We start from the raw sequence: 15,528 nt of genomic DNA, 5'->3' as shown, positions 1-15,528 counted from the left end.
TGAAACCTCCGCGCCGGCAAGCCACCGCCGCTGTTCGGCGTGGATAGCGGCCGCCAATCGGGTTGAAAATTCCGGCTTAAGCTGCGGATACCGCGAGCAAATCCCCGCTCCTGCCAAGAGTTTCGGCAGCCACCCGCGCTATTGACCTCAGCGCCCCATCCCCCTACACAGCGCGGGCCGAAAGCATGATCCGGAAACAGCCGGTTTTTCCCCGCGACGCAAGCTTAAGCGCAGCGGCAAGACATGCTTCTCGAATGTCCGAAGACGATGGTGATATCTTTGAAGCCATCAGCGGCCATGGGAGCGCGTAGCTCAGCCGGTAGAGCACGTGACTTTTAATCACGGGGTCCTGGGTTCGAGCCCCAGCGCGCTCACCAAAAACTACATTAAAAACAGCCGCTTAGAATCCAGATCTTCGAAGAACGCTCCACAAAGTTTACAACGTACAAGCCAAAGTTTACAAACCGCGTTCAGATTACGTTCGCCCGCCACTTACATCATCGCAATTGGCTTACCGACGGTCAGCGATCGCCAGCCCAGTTTCGCGTTGAGCGTGTCCTCTACCATTTACGCAACTTCCGTTCTGTGGCTCGGTCTGCGCGCGCTCTCGACTGTGCAGACGTCTTTCCGTGCACCTAGTGGCGACGGGCAACGTGCCCCTTAAGAGTCAGACGGGGATAACGCCGTCGTCCATCGGCCGTCCCCGTCCTTCTTGCGCCAGTAACGACCGACCTCATCCCAAAAGTCCATTTCCTGATTGCAGCCTACGACGTTGTTATGAAGTGGGAGCATAGCCACTTGGTCCTCAGCACCATCGGAGCGAACCTTAGTCACCATCAATATGACGCGACCACGCTCCCCAGCATTGACCGAGAGTCTAAACCCCTCTTCAAGCAGCGGCTTTATGATGTCGTGCAGCCTCACTATCATGGTCGCCCTAGCCTCCATCTGCATGTCGGAAGAGTCGCCAAGAAGGCTGCAAGGAGCAACAAATTCGGCGCGAGTTATGAAACCAGTGTAAAAGACGGCGCCGTTCTCGCCTTTGCTGGGCCGATGCCGGGGGTCTTTCCCGATTACAAGGCGCCGATCGTGCGCAATGGGGCCGAGGGCCGCGAACTCGCCACTGCGCGGTGGGGCATGCCATCGTCATCGAAGGCTTCGATGGACGCGACCAAGAAACGAGCCGAGAAGCTGCAGGCCAAGGGCAAGACCGGCGATTTCAAGGAACTGCTGCGGATGGAGCCGGACGGCGGCACGACGAACATCCGAAACGTGAAGAGCAAGCACTGGACGCGGTGGCTGGGAGCCGAAAATCGCTGCGTGGTGCCGTTCAACTCGTTCAAGTTCAACAAGGCCGAGGGCGGTGACATCTGGTTCGCGCTCGACGAGACCCGCCCCCTCGCCTGCTTCGCTCGAATCTGGACCAACTGGACGTCCGTCCGAAAGGTCAAGGAAGGCGAGACGACTAACGACCTCTACGCGTTCCTCACGACCGAGCCCAACGCCGAGGTCGGCGCCATCCACCCCTTTCCGCCATGAGCGTTCACTCCATAACCGCTCATTCTGCGAACCGCGAGTGCTGCGCGGCCGAGGCACAGCCCGGCTGCGAAAAATCACTCAACCAAAGCGATCAGGCCGGAATGCGCTAAGGTTCGGACCGTCATTTCGCTTTTCGATGAGGCTTGCAACAATGCGGCTCGTTACGCCGGCCAGGGTCATGCCGAGATGTCCATGGCCGAAGGCGTGGATCAGATTCGGATAGCGTCGGCTGGGTCCGATGACGGGCAGCGAATCGGGAAGAGAGGGGCGAAAGCCGAGCCATCGCGATTGAACGGGACCGAGATCCGGGAAGAGCTTGCGGACGCCTCGCTCTAGAAAGGCAATTCGCTTCGGATTGAGCGGTGCGGAGAGGCCGCCGAGCTCAACCGTCCCCGCGACCCGCAAGCGGCCAACCATGGGCGTGACATAGAAGCCCAGATCAACCGGGCTGATGGGCCTGCTGATCGGACAGGCATCCATTGCGAATTCGATGTGGTAGCCGCGCTCCGTATCGAGGGGGATGACCTCGCCGCCTTGCTCGGCCAGAGATTGCGACCAGGCGCCGGCAGCGAGCACGGCCGTATGCGCTTCGATCGTGCGATCGCGGCATATCAAGCGGATTCGTCCACTTTCCTGCGGCTCCAGCCGATCAACGCGGGCACGTTCGAACGAAGCGCCTTTGGCCTCGGCTGCGGCCGCCAGTCGGCGCGTCATCACGGCTGGATCGATCGTATGGGCAGCGTCCGGGAAGAAAAGGCCGCCGGCCGCGCGAGGAAGCGCTGGCTCCAGCCTTGCGACCTCTTCGGACGTCAGCCATTCCTGTCGAACGCCGAGTTCGTTCCGCAGCCGAGCGCCCCACTCGCCGTCTTTCGGGGGCATTTTTCCCCGATAGAAATAGAGGCAGCCCTCATAACGAAGAAGGTCCGAAAGCTGAGCCTCTTCGGCGAGCGCACGCCAAGCCGGCATCGCTTCCTTAAGCAAATCCGCCAGCGCGTGTCCGTTGCGGCGCGCGTGGACAGGCATGGATTGCCAAACGAAACGCGACAGCCAGGGAACGAGTGCGGGCAAAGCGGCCAGCCTGATGGTGAGAGGGCTGTCCGGGTTGAGAAGCAGGTTTGGCAGATTCCGCAGAACGTCGGGGTTGCCGACCGGCGCGCAGGCGTAAGGAGCCAACGTCCCGGCATTGCCGTAGGAGGCGCCCGAACCTGCCTCGTTCGGGTCGACGACGACAACTTCGCGGCCATCCGCGGCGAGCCGAAATGCAATCGCAAGCCCGATGATACCGGCCCCGACGATCGCGACGTCTGTTTTGATCAACTCCGCCACAGCGCCTCAGACCGCGCCCGAGATTTCGAGATGACCGGCACTCAGGAGTTCGGCCATGATCGAAAGCGCCTGCCGCAATTCGCCGGATGAAGGCGCGGCGCCCACATTGATGCGCACAGCATGGGCGAGAGTTTCGCGTCCTACAGCGAATGCGTCCGCCGGAAGCACGCCTACGCCGCGCTGACGGCAGGCGCGGGCGAACGCTGCGCCTCGCCAGGGTTCGGGCAGATGCAACCAGGCATGAGGCGACGTCTCATCGGTCTGAACATCGAATGCCGCGAGCGCGTCGCGCAAAATGGCCTGCCGCCTGCGCAGCTCCTCGCGCTGGAATTCGATGATCCGCCCCGCGGTCCCTTCTTCCAGCAAGATGGTCGCGATGAGCGCGGTGAGCGGGCTGATGCTCCAGCAATCGATCCGAAGGGCCGCCGCGACATTGCCCAGAACCGCGCGTGGCGCAACCACGAACCCATAGCGAAGGCCGGGTGCGATGCATTTCGACAGGCCGCTGATGTGGATGGTCAGTTCGGGCTCCAAGGCAGCGAAAGATGGAATGACTCGATCCAGCAGCGGACGGTAAACATCGTCCTCGATGATCAGCACGTTGTGGCGGCGCGCGATCGCCGCGAGCGCACGGCGGCGCTCTTCGCTCAACGTGACCGTGGTCGGATTATGCAGACTGGGCACCAGGAAAACCGCGCGAGGGCGCAAGGTCGCGCAAGCCGTTTCGAAAGCGTCCGGCCGCATGCCCTCCCGGTCAATCGACACCCCGCGCAGGTCGACACCTTGCGACCGGCAAAGGGCGCTGATGCCCTGATAGGTGATGGAATCGGCGAGGACGACATCGTCGGGCTGCGTCAAAGCCCGCAACACGCAGGCAAGGCCATGCTGGGCGCCGTCGGTCAGGACGACGCGACCGGCGTCACCATCGCCAGCTACGCCATTGAGCCAATCCGCCACCGCGGCGCGCGCCCATAACGGACCTTCAGGGGGATGATAGTCTTGCAAGGCGCCAAATCGGCGATCCCTTGCGATGTGCGGCAGAAGAAGCGACAGCGCATCACGATAGGCCGAAGTCGCCGGTCGGTTGACGGATAGATCGATCAGACCGGCCTCATCGCTCGGAGCGGATTTGAACGCGCCTTCCTCCGTCTCCTTCGCGGCGACAAGTGTTCCACGGCCGGGACGCGCCTCAACGAGTCCGCGCTGTTGCAATGCCGAGAAGGCGCGGGTGACGGTCGTGACATTGATGCCGAGCAGGCGCGCAATTTCCCGATGCGGCGGCAGCTTGTCGCCCTCAGCCAGCTCGCCGCGGGCAATTCGTTCACCGATGGCATCCGCCAAACGCTGATAAATTGGTCGATCGCTGTCCGGCAATTCCAAATTTTCGAGCATTCCTGCTTGGCGCCCCGAGCGTTCTTGTCTTCACCAAAGCCTTCTTAACATGGAGAAAAGCATCAGACAATCCAACTTGTATGCATGCCTTAGGCTCCATTCGATTGCATTATATGGCATACATTCTGCCCTAAATTGCATCATTTAGCAATCTTGACGCTGCTATTTCCGCATTATATGGTCACTCAACTTTCTATTGTGTGGTCACATAATCGCGCCACAGCTTGGAGGTTGAGCGATGGTTTCGACCGGACAGAGTTCGTCGCTTCGCGAAGGTTTGGCGGCAGACCTCCGCTCGGGCACAGGTCAGCCGGGAGCCGTCGATAGCCGGAGGTCGGGTGCTGCGATGACAAGCAAACCAATGGGCGGTCCCAAGAGCGAGGGACAAGGCGACGCCAAATATGTTGAATTCATCGACGTCGAGAAAATGTACGGCCATTTTCACGCCGTCCGTCGTCTGAATTTGAGCATCGGCCGGGGCGAGTTTTTGACATTCCTCGGACCGTCAGGTTCCGGCAAGACCACGACCTTGAACATGCTGGCAGGCTTCGAACGGCCTAGCCAAGGCGTAATTACGCTCGACGGCAAATCGGTCGACCGCCTGCCGCCCTACGAACGAAATATCGGCATGGTGTTTCAAAACTACGCGCTGTTCCCGCATATGAGCGTGGCGGACAATGTCGCCTTCCCGCTTTCGGTGCGGAAGGTTCCCAAGGCCGAGATCGCACCACGCGTCACGCGCGCCCTCGAAATGGTGCGGCTGGAGCGCTTCAAGGATCGCAAACCGGCGCAGCTCTCGGGCGGTCAGCAGCAGCGCGTCGCGCTCGCCCGCGCGCTCGTCTTCCAGCCAACCCTGGTTCTGATGGACGAGCCCTAGGCGCGCTCGACAAGAAGCTCCGCGAGCATATGCAGATCGAGTTGATGCAGATCCACCAGATGCTCGGCGTCACCATCGTCTATGTGACACACGACCAGAGCGAAGCGCTGACGATGTCGGATCGCGTCGCCATATTCGAAAGCGGCGCCATCGATCAGATCGGAACGCCGGACGAGCTTTACAATAAGCCGGCGACCGCGTTCGTCGCCGGCTTCATCGGCGAAAACAATGCGCTGGATGGCGTAGTCGAACGTGTCAACGGCGATCAATGTCTGGTCGCGCTGCCAACGGGATTGACGACGACCGCCATGGCTGTCGGAGACCTCCGTCCCGGCGCGCCGGTCCATTTGACGATCCGGCCCGAGCGGATCGGGCTGTCAGCCACCGGCGCCCCATCGGACAATCGTTTTCAGGCGACGGTCGATGGCCGAATCTATCACGGCGATCATCAGCGCCTCCTCGCCCGCCTGGCGAACGGGCAGGTCCTGACGGTAAAAATCGGACCCGAGGCAACAATGGCGGCGGGCGAAGCAATCGACCTTTGCTGGCCTACAGCCGATTGCCGGGCTTTTCCGGCAGGCGTCGTCCCGGACGGCAACACAGCTAACACAGGGAGCGTTTCATGAAACGAGTATGCAGGACGACCTTGCTTGCCTTGGCGAGCGCGGCGATCATTTCGCAAATACGGCCCGCCAGCGCCGAAGAGCTCACTGTGATGGCGACCGGCGGCGCATGGCAGGCGGCGCTACGGCAGGCCTGGTTCGAGCCGTTCGCCAGGAAGATGGGCATCAAGTTCAACGAGCAGGAATACACCGGCGAACTCGGCAAGATCAAAGCGATGGTCGAGACCGGTAATGTACCGATCGACCTCGTGACGGTCGAGACCTCGACGGTCCTGCAAGGCTGCGACGCCGGCGTTCTGATCCGCCTCGACTATTCGAAGGTCGCCGATCGTTCGAGGTTCCTGCCCGGCACGGCTTTGGACTGCGGCGTCGGCATCGATGTCTATGGTGATGTCCTCGCTTACGACACCACCGTGCTGAAAGAGGCACCGACTTCCGTCCTCGATATTTTCGACACCAAGAAATTCCCGGGCAAGCGCGCGATGCGCAAAGCGCCGGCGCAGAACCTCGAATGGGCGCTGATGGCCGACGGCGTGCCGATCGCCGACGTCTACAAGGTGCTGGCGACGCCCGCCGGCGTCGACCGCGCGTTCAAGAAGCTCGACACGATCAAGAAGGACATCGTCTGGTGGGATGCGGGCGCCCAGCCGCCGCAACTCCTTGCGTCCAGGGAAGTGGTCATGACGACCGCGTGGAACGGACGAATTCAAAACGCGATCGATCAGGACAAGCGCCCATTCGCGATCGTCTGGGACAACCAGATCGTCGAATATGACATGATCGCGATTCCGAAGGGCGCCAAGAACCTGGACCTGGCCTACAAATATCTCGCCTATGCGGCCGAACCTGAGGTGGGCGCGCAACTCGGCCGCTTCATCCCCTATGGTCCGGTGCTGACGGATGCGACGCCGTTCGTTCCCAAGGACGTCCTGCCGAAACTGCCCACCGCGCCGGACCACATGAAGAACTATCTGGTCGGCGACGTCGAGTTCTGGGGCGACCATGGCGAGGATCTTGTGAAGCGCTTCAACGCCTGGCTCGCCCAATAGGATAGGCCGCAGCAAAACTCTGATCGGGCGCCGCCCGATCCCTAACGCCACGCGAGGGGCGCCCCATGTCATCGATCGCCATGCCGAGGATCAGCGCTAGAGATCAACGGGAGGGCCTGCGTCCGCTTGCGTTGGCGGCCCCGCTCCTCCTGCTTCTGTTGTTCAGTTTCGGCGCGCCGATCGTCGCGTTGCTGTCGCGGGCCGTCTACGAGCCGACGATCGCCAATGCGCTTCCTCGCACCGTCGCGGCGCTACGGCAGGACAGCGGCGCCGGCGTGCCCGGCGAGCCAGTCTTCCTCGCCCTGGCGGCCGATCTGAAGCAGGCGCAGGCGGCGGGCGCCGTTTATGAATTCGCCAAGGCCCTCAACACCCGCCTGTCCGGCGCGCGCAGCCAGGTACTCCGTGCTGCGCGCATCGCCACGCAGGATCAGGCGGCGGGCAAGGAGGCGATGATCAAGGCCGCGCCGCTTCTGGGCGAAGAGCAAAGCTGGGCGGCGATTCGCACCGGCACGAACCGTTTCACCTCGTTCTATCTCCTCAGCGCCTTTGACCTGCGATGGACCGAGCGGGGAACCATCGGCGCGGTTCCCGCCGACCAGGCGGTCTTCCTCCGCGTCTTTGGCCGGACGTTTCTGATCGCAACGATCGTCACGCTCGCAACGCTGGCGCTCGCCTTTCCGCTCGCCTTCGTGATCACCAGCCTGCGCCCCGCGATTGCCGGCATCATCCTCGTTCTGGTTCTGCTGCCGTTTTGGACGTCGATCCTCGTGCGTACAGCGGCCTGGACCGTGATCCTGCAAAAATTTGGCCTGCTCAACGACCTGTTGCTCTGGCTCGGCCTGACGTCCGATCGCCTCGAATTGATGTATAGCCGCACCGGGCTTATCATCGCGATGACGCATATCCAGCTGCCCTTCACGCTGCTGCCGATCTACAGCGTGATGCGCTCGGTCAAGCCTTCGCTGGTCAGGGCGGCCCAATCGCTCGGCGCCCGGCCCTTCACCGCGTTCTGGCGGGTCTATCTGCCGCAAGTCATGCCGGGCGTTCTCGCCGGTTGCCTGCTCACCTTCATCCTGTGCCTCGGCTACTACATCACTCCGGTGCTGATCGGCGGTGCGAGCGACCAGCTGATCAGCAATTTCATCGCCAATTACGTCAACGTCGAACTCAATTGGGAGATGGCGGCGGCGTTGAGCTTCGTGCTGCTCGCCTCCACCCTCGGCCTCTACGTGACCCTGACGCGATACCTCGGTCTCGATCTCTTCAAGATGGGATGAAACGTCATGTTGTCGCCATACCCAACGACCGCCGAATGGGTCCGCGTCACCGCGCTCTGGTTCTGGTGCGCGCTGGTGCTGGTCTTCCTCGTCGTGCCGATTTTCGTGCCGGTGCCTCTGTCTTTCAACAGCGGTTCGTTCTTCACCTTCCCCCTCGCCGGACTTTCGACGCGTTGGTATGAGGTCGTGCTCGGGACGCCGCGCTGGCGCGCCGCCATCGGCAACAGCCTGCTGATCGGATTGGGAGCGACCATCCTCGCGACCGTTCTGGGAACGCTGACCGCGATCGGCTTGTCGGACCCGAAATTCCCGGCGCGGCGGTTCGTCGTGCCTTTGCTGATTTCGCCGCTGATCGTCCCGGTCGTCGTGACGGCAGTCGGAACCTATCTCTTTTATGCCCGCATCGGGCTCGCCAACACTTATTTCGGCATCATCCTCGCCCACACCGTCCTGGCGAGCCCCTTTGTCGTGGTGACCGTCGGCGCCAGCCTTACGGGGTTCGACCGCAACCTGATGCGGGCGACGTCCATTCTCGGAGCAAAACCGCTGACCGGATTCCTCCGGGTCATGCTGCCGCTGATCCTGCCCGGCGTATTGTCGGGCGCCGCTTTCGCCTTTGTGACGTCCTTCGATGAGGTCGTCGTCGTGCAGTTTCTAGCCAACGCCCAGCAGCGCACCCTGCCGCTCGAAATGTTCACGGGCCTGCGCGAGCAATTGAGCCCGGCGATCACGGCGGCCGCCACCTTGATGATGGGCCTGTCGATCCTTTTGCTGATCGCCGCCAACCTGCTCGCCCGGCGATCACGGCAAAACGCCAGCGCCCTGTCCGAATAGACTGGCGGGCCGATTGCGCTGCGTCAGGCGTTGAACAAGAAGCCTCCGAGTATCGCGGGATACGGGCGGCGCGAGGTGTTATTGGATGTCTTATCATACTACGATCAACGGCACGCGCTGGACCTTTCACGACCTCAAGACGCTGCTTGCCAAAGCTTCGCCTGCCCGCTCCGGCGATGCTCTGGCCGGCGTCGCGGCGCAGAGCGCCATCGAGCGTGTCGCCGCCCAGATGGCGCTGGCCGATCTTCCCCTCAAAACCTTCTTGAACGTCGAACTAATACCGTATGAGGAGGACGAGGTTTCCCGCCTGATCCTCGACAGCCATGATTTAACGGCATTCGCACCGGTGTCCCATATGACGGTCGGCGCGTTCCGCGAATGGCTGCTCGACACGCGGACAACGACCAGCCAACTGGCTGCGCTGGCTCCTGGGCTGACTCCGGAAATGGCCGCTGCGGTGTCGAAGATCATGCGCGCGCAAGACCTCATCGTCGTCGCCGCCAAGTGCAGCGTGATTACGGCTTTCCGCAACACGATCGGGCTTGCCGGCCGACTCTCCACGCGGCTGCAACCCAACCATCCGACCGACGATTCCCGCGGAATTGCTGCCAGCCTTCTTGACGGACTTTTGTTCGGCGTCGGCGACGCGGTGATCGGCGTCAATCCGGCGACGGATAGCGTGCAGGACTATGTGAGGATCGTCACCCTGCTCGACAATGTCCGGGAGCGCCTCGATGTTCCGACCCAGACCTGCTGTCTGGGTCATGTCACGACCGCCATTCAGGCCATCAATCTCGGCGCCCCGGTCGATCTCGTCTTTCAATCCATAGCAGGTTCGGAAAAAGCCAATGGAGGGTTTGGGATCAGCCTGTCCGTCCTGGCGGAGGCCCATGATGCCGCGCTTTCGCTAGGTCGCGGCACGGTCGGCCGGAACGTCATGTATTTTGAAACCGGGCAAGGTAGCGCATTATCCGCCGCCGCGCATTTTGGAATCGACCAGCAGACAATGGAAGCGCGCGCCTACGCTGTAGCGCGGCGGTTCAAGCCGCTGCTCGCCAACACCGTCGTCGGCTTTATAGGTCCCGAATATCTCTATAACGGCAAAGAAATCACGCGGGCTGGGCTCGAGGACCATTTCTGCGGCAAGCTGCTCGGCGTGCCGATGGGATGCGATGTCTGTTACACCAATCATGCCGAAGCCGATCAGGACGACATGGATGCGCTGCTGACGCTGCTTAGCGCCGCAGGCATCACATTCGTGATTGCGGTTCCCGGCGCCGATGACGTTATGCTGAACTATCAGAGCCTGGCGTTTCACGACATCCTCTACGTCCGCCAGACTCTCGGTCGGCGATGCGCTCCGGAATTCGAGGATTGGCTGCAGCGGATGGGTCTGGCCGACGCGGACGGCCGTCTGCTTGAGAAAGCGGCGTCCGGAGCGATCGGCCCGGCCATTGCACTGATCGAGGCGATGGAAGCCTGATGATGCAGGACGACCCGTCAGATCATAACGATCAGCTCGTAGTGGCCGAGAACCTCGCACGCCTGCGACGCTTCACGCCGGCACGGATCGCGCTCGGGCGGTCCGGGTCCGGACAACTCACCGCGACAGGCCTCCAGTTCATGCTCGATCATGCGCGCGCGCGCGACGCGGTTCACGCCGCGCTTGATTTTGAGGCCATCGGACAATCGCTCCGAGAGCGAGACTGGAGCGTCATCCACGTCCGCAGCGCCGCTGGTGATCGGGCCGAATATCTGCGTCGCCCGGATCTCGGACGCCGCCTTTCGCCCGCAGCGCGTCTTGCCATCGATGGCCAGCTACAGGGAAGCGATGTCGCGATTGTCGCCGCCGACGGTCTCTCCGCATCGGCCGTCGAGACTAATCTTCTGCCAGTGCTCGATCATCTGCGGCCGCTCCTGCTGGCTCGTAGCCTTACGATCGGGCCGCTCGTTCTTGTCGACCAGGGACGCGTTGCGATAGGTGACGAGATTGGTCAGCTGCTTGGCTCCAGGCTGGTGGTGGTGCTGATCGGCGAACGTCCTGGCCTGTCGGCAGCCGATTCGCTCGGCGCCTATATCACGTGGCGGCCGCAGGTCGGCATGATGGATTCGACCCGGAATTGCATCTCCAATATTCGTCCGGCTGGACTGCCGCCGGAAGACGCGGCTGCGCAGATCGTCGGTGTAATCGAGCTGGCGTTCAAGCATGCCGTGACGGGCGTCCAACTGAACGATTTGCGGGGAACAGAAGCAATCTTAGTGGTCGGGCCCCGGCAATAGGCGCGAACCATTATGGATTGTCTAAATCATTGGCAACTGGCGCTCCCTAGGGGAATCGAACCCCTGTTTCAGCCTTGAGTGGGTCGCGTCCCGACCGCTTGCCGATGGATTGAAACCATTGAAACATCGGCAAACTTAGGGGCTAGTCACCATGGTGGTGAAGGTATCTGCCCCGCAGACGCTATTCACCAGTAAAGGGATCCACCGCAAGGGTTCGATGATACCGAGGCTCTCCGAGCTATAGCACATTGAATTGGCTGGCATACTCGACCTTCAGTAGGTGCGCCGAAAAACACTCTGTGAGCATGTCACTTACCTTCTGCCTTGCGCTTGCGCGGCGGGAAGTACAGCGTGGTCGCCGATAGAGGCTGCACCATGCGCAAGCCGGAAATGAGTTCGCCGCGCCCGTAGATGTGCTGGCGAACGGCCGCGTCGCCAGCCCTCGCCATAGTCACGATCTCACGTACGTCCAAGCCAGCGAGCCAGACGCGGACTTCACGAGGCACCTTCTTGGGCGGTTCGAGTTGGCGCCATTCGCTCACGCAGTCACGCGACCAGCTCCAAACGACAATGGATATCCGAGTGCGATCCGCCTCACGCTCCTTCTTTTGGACCGCCTCGCGCTTTCGCTGCTCGGCGAGCCAAGCCTCCCAACGGGCCCACTGGTCAATCTGCACCTTTGGAGTGGGGGCTTCCCAAAGAAGACGACGAAAGAACGCAAGCATGTCACACCCGCCATGACGGTTTCGGCGCCGGCTCGACGTCGACAACAAGATCTGGGCTGAAATCTGGATTCTCGCGTGCGCGCGGCCCTGCTGCGTACCCTCTCGGATTGCAGACCACGCGCGTGTTACCAACGATGTAGTCTCGGTTGCGATGGATATGGCCGTGGCACCATAGAGCCGGTGCGTTCTCGTCCTCCATCAGGTACTCCAGCGAGCAGGCGTATAGCCAGTCGTGCGGGTGCATACCGCTTTCAAGGCTCTGACGGGTTGGCGCCATGTGTGTCAGGCAGACCGTCTCGCCGGCGAAAGGCATCGAGAGCTCGCGCTCAAGGAAAGCGCGGCTTTCCTATGGCGAGGCCAGCAACGATCGCGGCCATGAGCCAGCCATGCCCAACAAAGGCGCCCGAATTGATCGCCACCCCGCATTCGCCAGTGCGAAGATCGGGAGGACAGCGTAGCTCGATCGCGCGCCGGCGTGCCGCAGCAGCCGGTCGGCCGGCGATTCAAGTCTGTCGAAGATTGCATCGAGCGCGTGCAGCGCCGGGGTGGAGGGGCCGTGCCTGAGAACCTCCCCTTCGTGGCGGGCCTCGGACGCGATGATGGTGCTGGCCTGCGTCATCAGGGCAGCCAGGTTGGCGGGCGGGCGCGTGGGAACGAACAGCGCCAGTACCACGCCGCGCCCGCGTAGACGAATGTCCACAACGCGATGCCCAACAGCATGTAAGGCGAGAGAAGGTAGACTCTCGACCGGCTCAGCAGCGCCAGCGCGACGACGACCGCCGCGGCGGCGGCCAGGTATGCCAGATGGATATCGCCGGAGTAGAACACAGCGACGACAACGATCGCACCGATGTCGTCGACGATGGCCGCCGCGGTGAGGAAGATGCGCAGCTCGACGGGAACGCGGGCGCCCATCGCGGCGATCAAGGCAATCGCGAACGCAGTGTCGGTCGCCATCGGAACGCCCCACCCGTGCGACCACGGCCCCACAGGGATGACCAGCGCGTACAGAAGCGCCGGCACGACCATGCCGCCGAGCGCGGCGGCGATCGGAAGCGCTGCGGAGCGGCGGCTTGCGAGATGACCAACTGTCATCTCGCGCTTCACTTCCAATCCCACGACGAGGAAGAACACCGTCAGTAGGCCGTCGTTGACCCAATGGAGGATGGACATCTGAAAAGCTGCGTCACCCAAGCTCACGCCGAGCTCCTGGCGCCAGAGCGCCTCGAACGACGGCCCCATCGGCGAGTTCGTCAAGACCATCGCCGCCACGGTCGCGAGAACCAGCAAAATGCCGGCGGACGGGCCCCAGCTCGCGAAATCCAGGGCTGCCGTACGGACGCGGTGGCCGAGCGTGCCAAGCATCGCGTCGACGAGAGAGCTCTCGTCCCACGGTCCGTCGTAGCGCCCGCGGTTGATGTAGAAGGTCGGCGTGACTCTCACCCCGCTTGCGCGTGAGCTTGCGACGTCCGCCTCCACCCTCGCTCTCGCGCGCCGCACGGCGTCGCTGTCGCCGAGCGCGAAGTTGGCGTTCACGCCAAGATCGTCGGCCACCGCGACGAGGTCATCCTCTGTGAGCTGCATCGACCTCGTCACCAGCTTGATGTGCGCGGACCAGAACGCCTCGGGCGTCTGGGCAAGCTCGGCGAGCTCGGCGGCCCTAAACGAAAGGCTGTTGTCCGTGAGCGGCCTATGGCGGAAGGCGTAGCAGACGCGGTCGCCAAGTTGGTCGCGTGCTTGCGCGATACGCCCGTTGGCAGCCCTGCAGTGCGGGCACGCGTAGCTGCCGTACTCGACGAGCGTGATCTCGGCATCGGTGGGACCGAGCACGTGGTCCCTCTCGTGGTCGACCGGACGGTCGCGGCCGGGCGGGATCATGAGCTGCATCGCTGAACCGATCTCAGGTGTTAGCGCCGGCTACGAAGTCGGCGCAGCCGCCGCTGGGTTGACGACGTGGAATACGCCGCCGTTGGGTGACTGCGTGTACGCGATCCCCGCGCCGACGATACGGCCGGGGAGCCCAGCTGCGTGCACGCGCGGGAGGAAGAGGCGCACCAGCGTGCCGCCACCCCGCTCGCTCTCAATACAGCCCGCGCCGCCTCGTCCCTCGGCGAAGCGCTTGACCTGGAGGAGCCCCAGGCCGGTGCCGCTGCCCGCGGCCTTCGTCGTGAAGTACGGGGTGAATGCCTGCGAGAGAACCTCGTCGGGCATGCCCTCCCCGTCGTCGGCGACGACGATCTCGACGAATCCCCGGGCCGCACCAGCGGAAGCTTCGACGTTCCGCGCCGCGACGGTGATCGCGCCGCCCCCAGCGCCACGGCGCAACGCGCGGAACAATTCCAACAAAAAATCAGCGGGTTACGCAACCGCTCCAACGACTGATACACAGTCTGATACACACATCGAACATGAGATTTGTTCTCGCTGCGTTCACCGTGCAATAAAGCGCCCATGACCGCGCCCATCACCATCAAGAAGCACGAAGCCGTTCCCGACACCGGCAGCTATGAAGTCCGCTTCGCCGACGGCCGGCCGAGCGTCTATTTCTACTGGGACGACCTGCCGGGCCGGCGACTTCAGCCGGATCTGCTGACGCGCAGCGAGGCCGAGGCCAAGGCCAAGGCCAAGGAGCTGGCTCGCATCGAGCGTGACAAGCTCGCCGGCGCCAGCGCATGAAGCACATAGAGACTCGCCCCTTCGCAGATCCGCAAGTCGCCGCGCGCAAGCTCCTCGAGCTCGCCGCCGGCGTCGAGCCTATAAACGGGCGCATTCACATCGAGAAGATCAACGCGCCATTCCTGTCCAAGAACGGCTGCAAGGGCACCGGCGCGGAATTCGGCGCCGGCATTCGCTACGCGGTCGAGAAAGGTTGGCTCGACCTGCATGAGAGCGGCACCTTCGTGACGCTGCTTCCGCACGGCGAAGATCTGCTGAAGCGCTGATGGCACGGGGCGGTTGAGACAGCCAAGGGTCGGCTGATCACTTTCTGACTTAAGCCCATTGCGGGTCGGTACTTCTGCCAAAGGAACGATGACTGTCGGTTCGTCGCTGCGGCGCTCAGTCCACGAAGACCGGCCCCGCTGGGCTCCAAAGGAGTGCCCCTTTTGGGCAGTCACCTTTTCCACTTCACCGGCATAAATTGGAACTCGCCCACCGGGCTGGCTTGCCCCTTCAGCCCCAGCCCGGAGAGGCAGGCGGCCCTACCGCGCGATCAGCGAGGCGGGGTCGCTGCGCGTTGCTGGTCGGTCGGCGCTTGGTGACTGAAAGCCGGTTGGATTCCCGGCCTGCCCAGCAAGGGAGGGTGTCGTGATCGAACAACCTCGCTTCGACCCTTACTCGATCCCAGCACGCATCTGTTTTGCCGTTGCCGTCTTCGGTGGCGCAGCGCTCATCGCGGTGGCGATCATGAGTTAGCCATCGTCGCCTTTGGGTCAAAAGCAGCGGTGGACGCCGCCAAGTTGGATCGGCGTCCGGTTTGCCCCTGACAGCCGACATGACACGCGCTCAATCGACCTTCGGCTAAGGGCCCAGGCTGTGTGAAAAGGCTCTGTTTGCTGTGATTCGCGCGATAAGATTCCCCGCGATTTGCGGGGCATCCGATGAAGC

The 15,528-nt window shown here is 62.6% G+C and carries 14 protein-coding genes, 1 tRNA gene and 2 pseudogenes; 10 read left to right on the top strand and 7 right to left on the bottom strand.

The features are described 5' to 3' along the window. Nucleotides 1-301: 301 nt before the first annotated feature. Nucleotides 302-377, top strand: a tRNA-Lys gene (locus XI09_RS22505). 673 nt (nt 378-1,050) lie between these two features. Then, nucleotides 1,051-1,527 (top strand): annotated as a pseudogene (locus XI09_RS22500) (SOS response-associated peptidase); the annotation flags it as partial. Nucleotides 1,528-1,617: 90 nt separating this feature from the next. On the opposite strand, the gene XI09_RS22495 reads toward XI09_RS22500, so the two are convergent. Both XI09_RS22495 and XI09_RS22490 read right to left on the bottom strand, forming a co-directional pair. After that, on the bottom strand, nt 1,618-2,865 hold the full coding sequence (locus XI09_RS22495) for an NAD(P)/FAD-dependent oxidoreductase (protein WP_271568795.1): 1,248 nt from the start codon (nt 2,863-2,865) through the stop codon (nt 1,618-1,620). 6 nt (nt 2,866-2,871) lie between these two features. After that, entirely contained in the window at nt 2,872-4,257 is a 1,386-nt protein-coding gene (locus XI09_RS22490) for an aminotransferase-like domain-containing protein (protein WP_271568794.1), read from the bottom strand. 346 nt (nt 4,258-4,603) lie between these two features. On the opposite strand from XI09_RS22490, the pseudogene XI09_RS22485 reads away from it, so the two are divergent. The 6 genes and pseudogenes from XI09_RS22485 (at nt 4,604) to eutC (ending at nt 11,197) form a co-directional block, all read left to right on the top strand. Beyond that, nucleotides 4,604-5,760, top strand: a pseudogene (locus tag XI09_RS22485) (ABC transporter ATP-binding protein). Beyond that, a complete protein-coding gene (locus XI09_RS22480) occupies nt 5,757-6,806 on the top strand; it encodes an ABC transporter substrate-binding protein (RefSeq protein ID WP_271568793.1) in 1,050 nt (349 codons plus the stop codon). The pseudogene XI09_RS22485 and the gene XI09_RS22480 overlap by 4 nt, the downstream one beginning before the upstream one ends. 65 nt (nt 6,807-6,871) lie before the next feature. Beyond that, the gene (locus XI09_RS22475) at nt 6,872-8,083 is read left to right on the top strand and encodes an ABC transporter permease (RefSeq protein WP_271568792.1); all 1,212 of its coding nucleotides are present in this window, start codon (nt 6,872-6,874) and stop codon (nt 8,081-8,083) included. Nucleotides 8,084-8,089: 6 nt separating this feature from the next. Then, nucleotides 8,090-8,917: an ABC transporter permease gene (locus XI09_RS22470; protein WP_271568791.1), complete on the top strand. Its 828-nt coding sequence runs from the start codon at nt 8,090-8,092 to the stop codon at nt 8,915-8,917. A gap of 85 nt (nt 8,918-9,002) precedes the next feature. Continuing rightward, nucleotides 9,003-10,400, top strand: a complete 1,398-nt coding sequence (locus XI09_RS22465) for an ethanolamine ammonia-lyase subunit EutB (RefSeq protein WP_271568790.1) — start codon at nt 9,003-9,005, stop codon at nt 10,398-10,400. Then, nucleotides 10,400-11,197, top strand: a complete 798-nt coding sequence (gene eutC / locus XI09_RS22460; protein WP_271568789.1) for an ethanolamine ammonia-lyase subunit EutC — start codon at nt 10,400-10,402, stop codon at nt 11,195-11,197. Before XI09_RS22465 ends, eutC begins: the two co-directional genes overlap by 1 nt. Nucleotides 11,198-11,505: 308 nt before the next feature. Here eutC and XI09_RS22455 read toward each other — a convergent pair whose 3' ends face one another. Genes XI09_RS22455 through XI09_RS22435 form a run of 5 tightly spaced genes read right to left on the bottom strand, consistent with a single transcriptional unit; the run spans nt 11,506 to nt 14,265 of the window. Then, nucleotides 11,506-11,922 (bottom strand): hypothetical protein, encoded by a 417-nt coding sequence (locus XI09_RS22455; RefSeq protein WP_271568788.1) that lies wholly within the window; start codon nt 11,920-11,922, stop codon nt 11,506-11,508. Between the two features lies 1 nt (nt 11,923). After that, nucleotides 11,924-12,235: a hypothetical protein gene (locus XI09_RS22450; RefSeq protein ID WP_271568787.1), complete on the bottom strand. Its 312-nt coding sequence runs from the start codon at nt 12,233-12,235 to the stop codon at nt 11,924-11,926. Nucleotides 12,236-12,268: 33 nt separating this feature from the next. Then, nucleotides 12,269-12,541 (bottom strand): hypothetical protein, encoded by a 273-nt coding sequence (locus XI09_RS22445; protein WP_271568786.1) that lies wholly within the window; start codon nt 12,539-12,541, stop codon nt 12,269-12,271. Then, the gene (locus tag XI09_RS22440) at nt 12,541-13,809 is read right to left on the bottom strand and encodes a Na+/H+ antiporter NhaA (protein WP_271568785.1); all 1,269 of its coding nucleotides are present in this window, start codon (nt 13,807-13,809) and stop codon (nt 12,541-12,543) included. Before XI09_RS22440 ends, XI09_RS22445 begins: the two co-directional genes overlap by 1 nt. A gap of 30 nt (nt 13,810-13,839) precedes the next feature. Then, entirely contained in the window at nt 13,840-14,265 is a 426-nt protein-coding gene (locus XI09_RS22435) for an ATP-binding protein (protein WP_271568784.1), read from the bottom strand. A gap of 108 nt (nt 14,266-14,373) precedes the next feature. Between XI09_RS22435 and XI09_RS22430 the strand changes: the two genes are divergently transcribed. Further along, on the top strand, nt 14,374-14,598 hold the full coding sequence (locus XI09_RS22430; RefSeq protein WP_271568783.1) for a hypothetical protein: 225 nt from the start codon (nt 14,374-14,376) through the stop codon (nt 14,596-14,598). Next, the gene (locus tag XI09_RS22425) at nt 14,595-14,864 is read left to right on the top strand and encodes a hypothetical protein (protein ID WP_271568782.1); all 270 of its coding nucleotides are present in this window, start codon (nt 14,595-14,597) and stop codon (nt 14,862-14,864) included. Before XI09_RS22430 ends, XI09_RS22425 begins: the two co-directional genes overlap by 4 nt. Nucleotides 14,865-15,528: the final 664 nt, after the last annotated feature.

The organism is Bradyrhizobium sp. CCBAU 11386, assembly GCF_028128955.1.
Classification (GTDB): Bacteria; Pseudomonadota; Alphaproteobacteria; order Rhizobiales; family Xanthobacteraceae; genus Bradyrhizobium.
Note: the sequence above shows the minus strand (reverse complement) of the source record. Positions and strands in the feature narration are given on the sequence as shown.

Excerpts from the sequence above, each read along its gene's own strand:
- XI09_RS22490 (WP_271568794.1), bottom strand. The coding sequence starts at position 4,257 with ATGCTCGAAAATTTGGAATTGCCGGACAGCGATCGACCAATTTATCAG.
- XI09_RS22480 (WP_271568793.1), top strand. The coding sequence starts at position 5,757 with ATGAAACGAGTATGCAGGACGACCTTGCTTGCCTTGGCGAGCGCGGCG.
- XI09_RS22475 (WP_271568792.1), top strand. The coding sequence starts at position 6,872 with ATGTCATCGATCGCCATGCCGAGGATCAGCGCTAGAGATCAACGGGAG.
- XI09_RS22470 (WP_271568791.1), top strand. The coding sequence starts at position 8,090 with ATGTTGTCGCCATACCCAACGACCGCCGAATGGGTCCGCGTCACCGCG.
- XI09_RS22465 (WP_271568790.1), top strand. The coding sequence starts at position 9,003 with ATGTCTTATCATACTACGATCAACGGCACGCGCTGGACCTTTCACGAC.
- eutC (WP_271568789.1), top strand. The coding sequence starts at position 10,400 with ATGATGCAGGACGACCCGTCAGATCATAACGATCAGCTCGTAGTGGCC.
- XI09_RS22455 (WP_271568788.1), bottom strand. The coding sequence starts at position 11,922 with ATGCTTGCGTTCTTTCGTCGTCTTCTTTGGGAAGCCCCCACTCCAAAG.
- XI09_RS22450 (WP_271568787.1), bottom strand. The coding sequence starts at position 12,235 with ATGCCTTTCGCCGGCGAGACGGTCTGCCTGACACACATGGCGCCAACC.
- XI09_RS22445 (WP_271568786.1), bottom strand. The coding sequence starts at position 12,541 with ATGACGCAGGCCAGCACCATCATCGCGTCCGAGGCCCGCCACGAAGGG.
- XI09_RS22440 (WP_271568785.1), bottom strand. The coding sequence starts at position 13,809 with ATGCAGCTCATGATCCCGCCCGGCCGCGACCGTCCGGTCGACCACGAG.
- XI09_RS22430 (WP_271568783.1), top strand. The coding sequence starts at position 14,374 with ATGACCGCGCCCATCACCATCAAGAAGCACGAAGCCGTTCCCGACACC.
- XI09_RS22425 (WP_271568782.1), top strand. The coding sequence starts at position 14,595 with ATGAAGCACATAGAGACTCGCCCCTTCGCAGATCCGCAAGTCGCCGCG.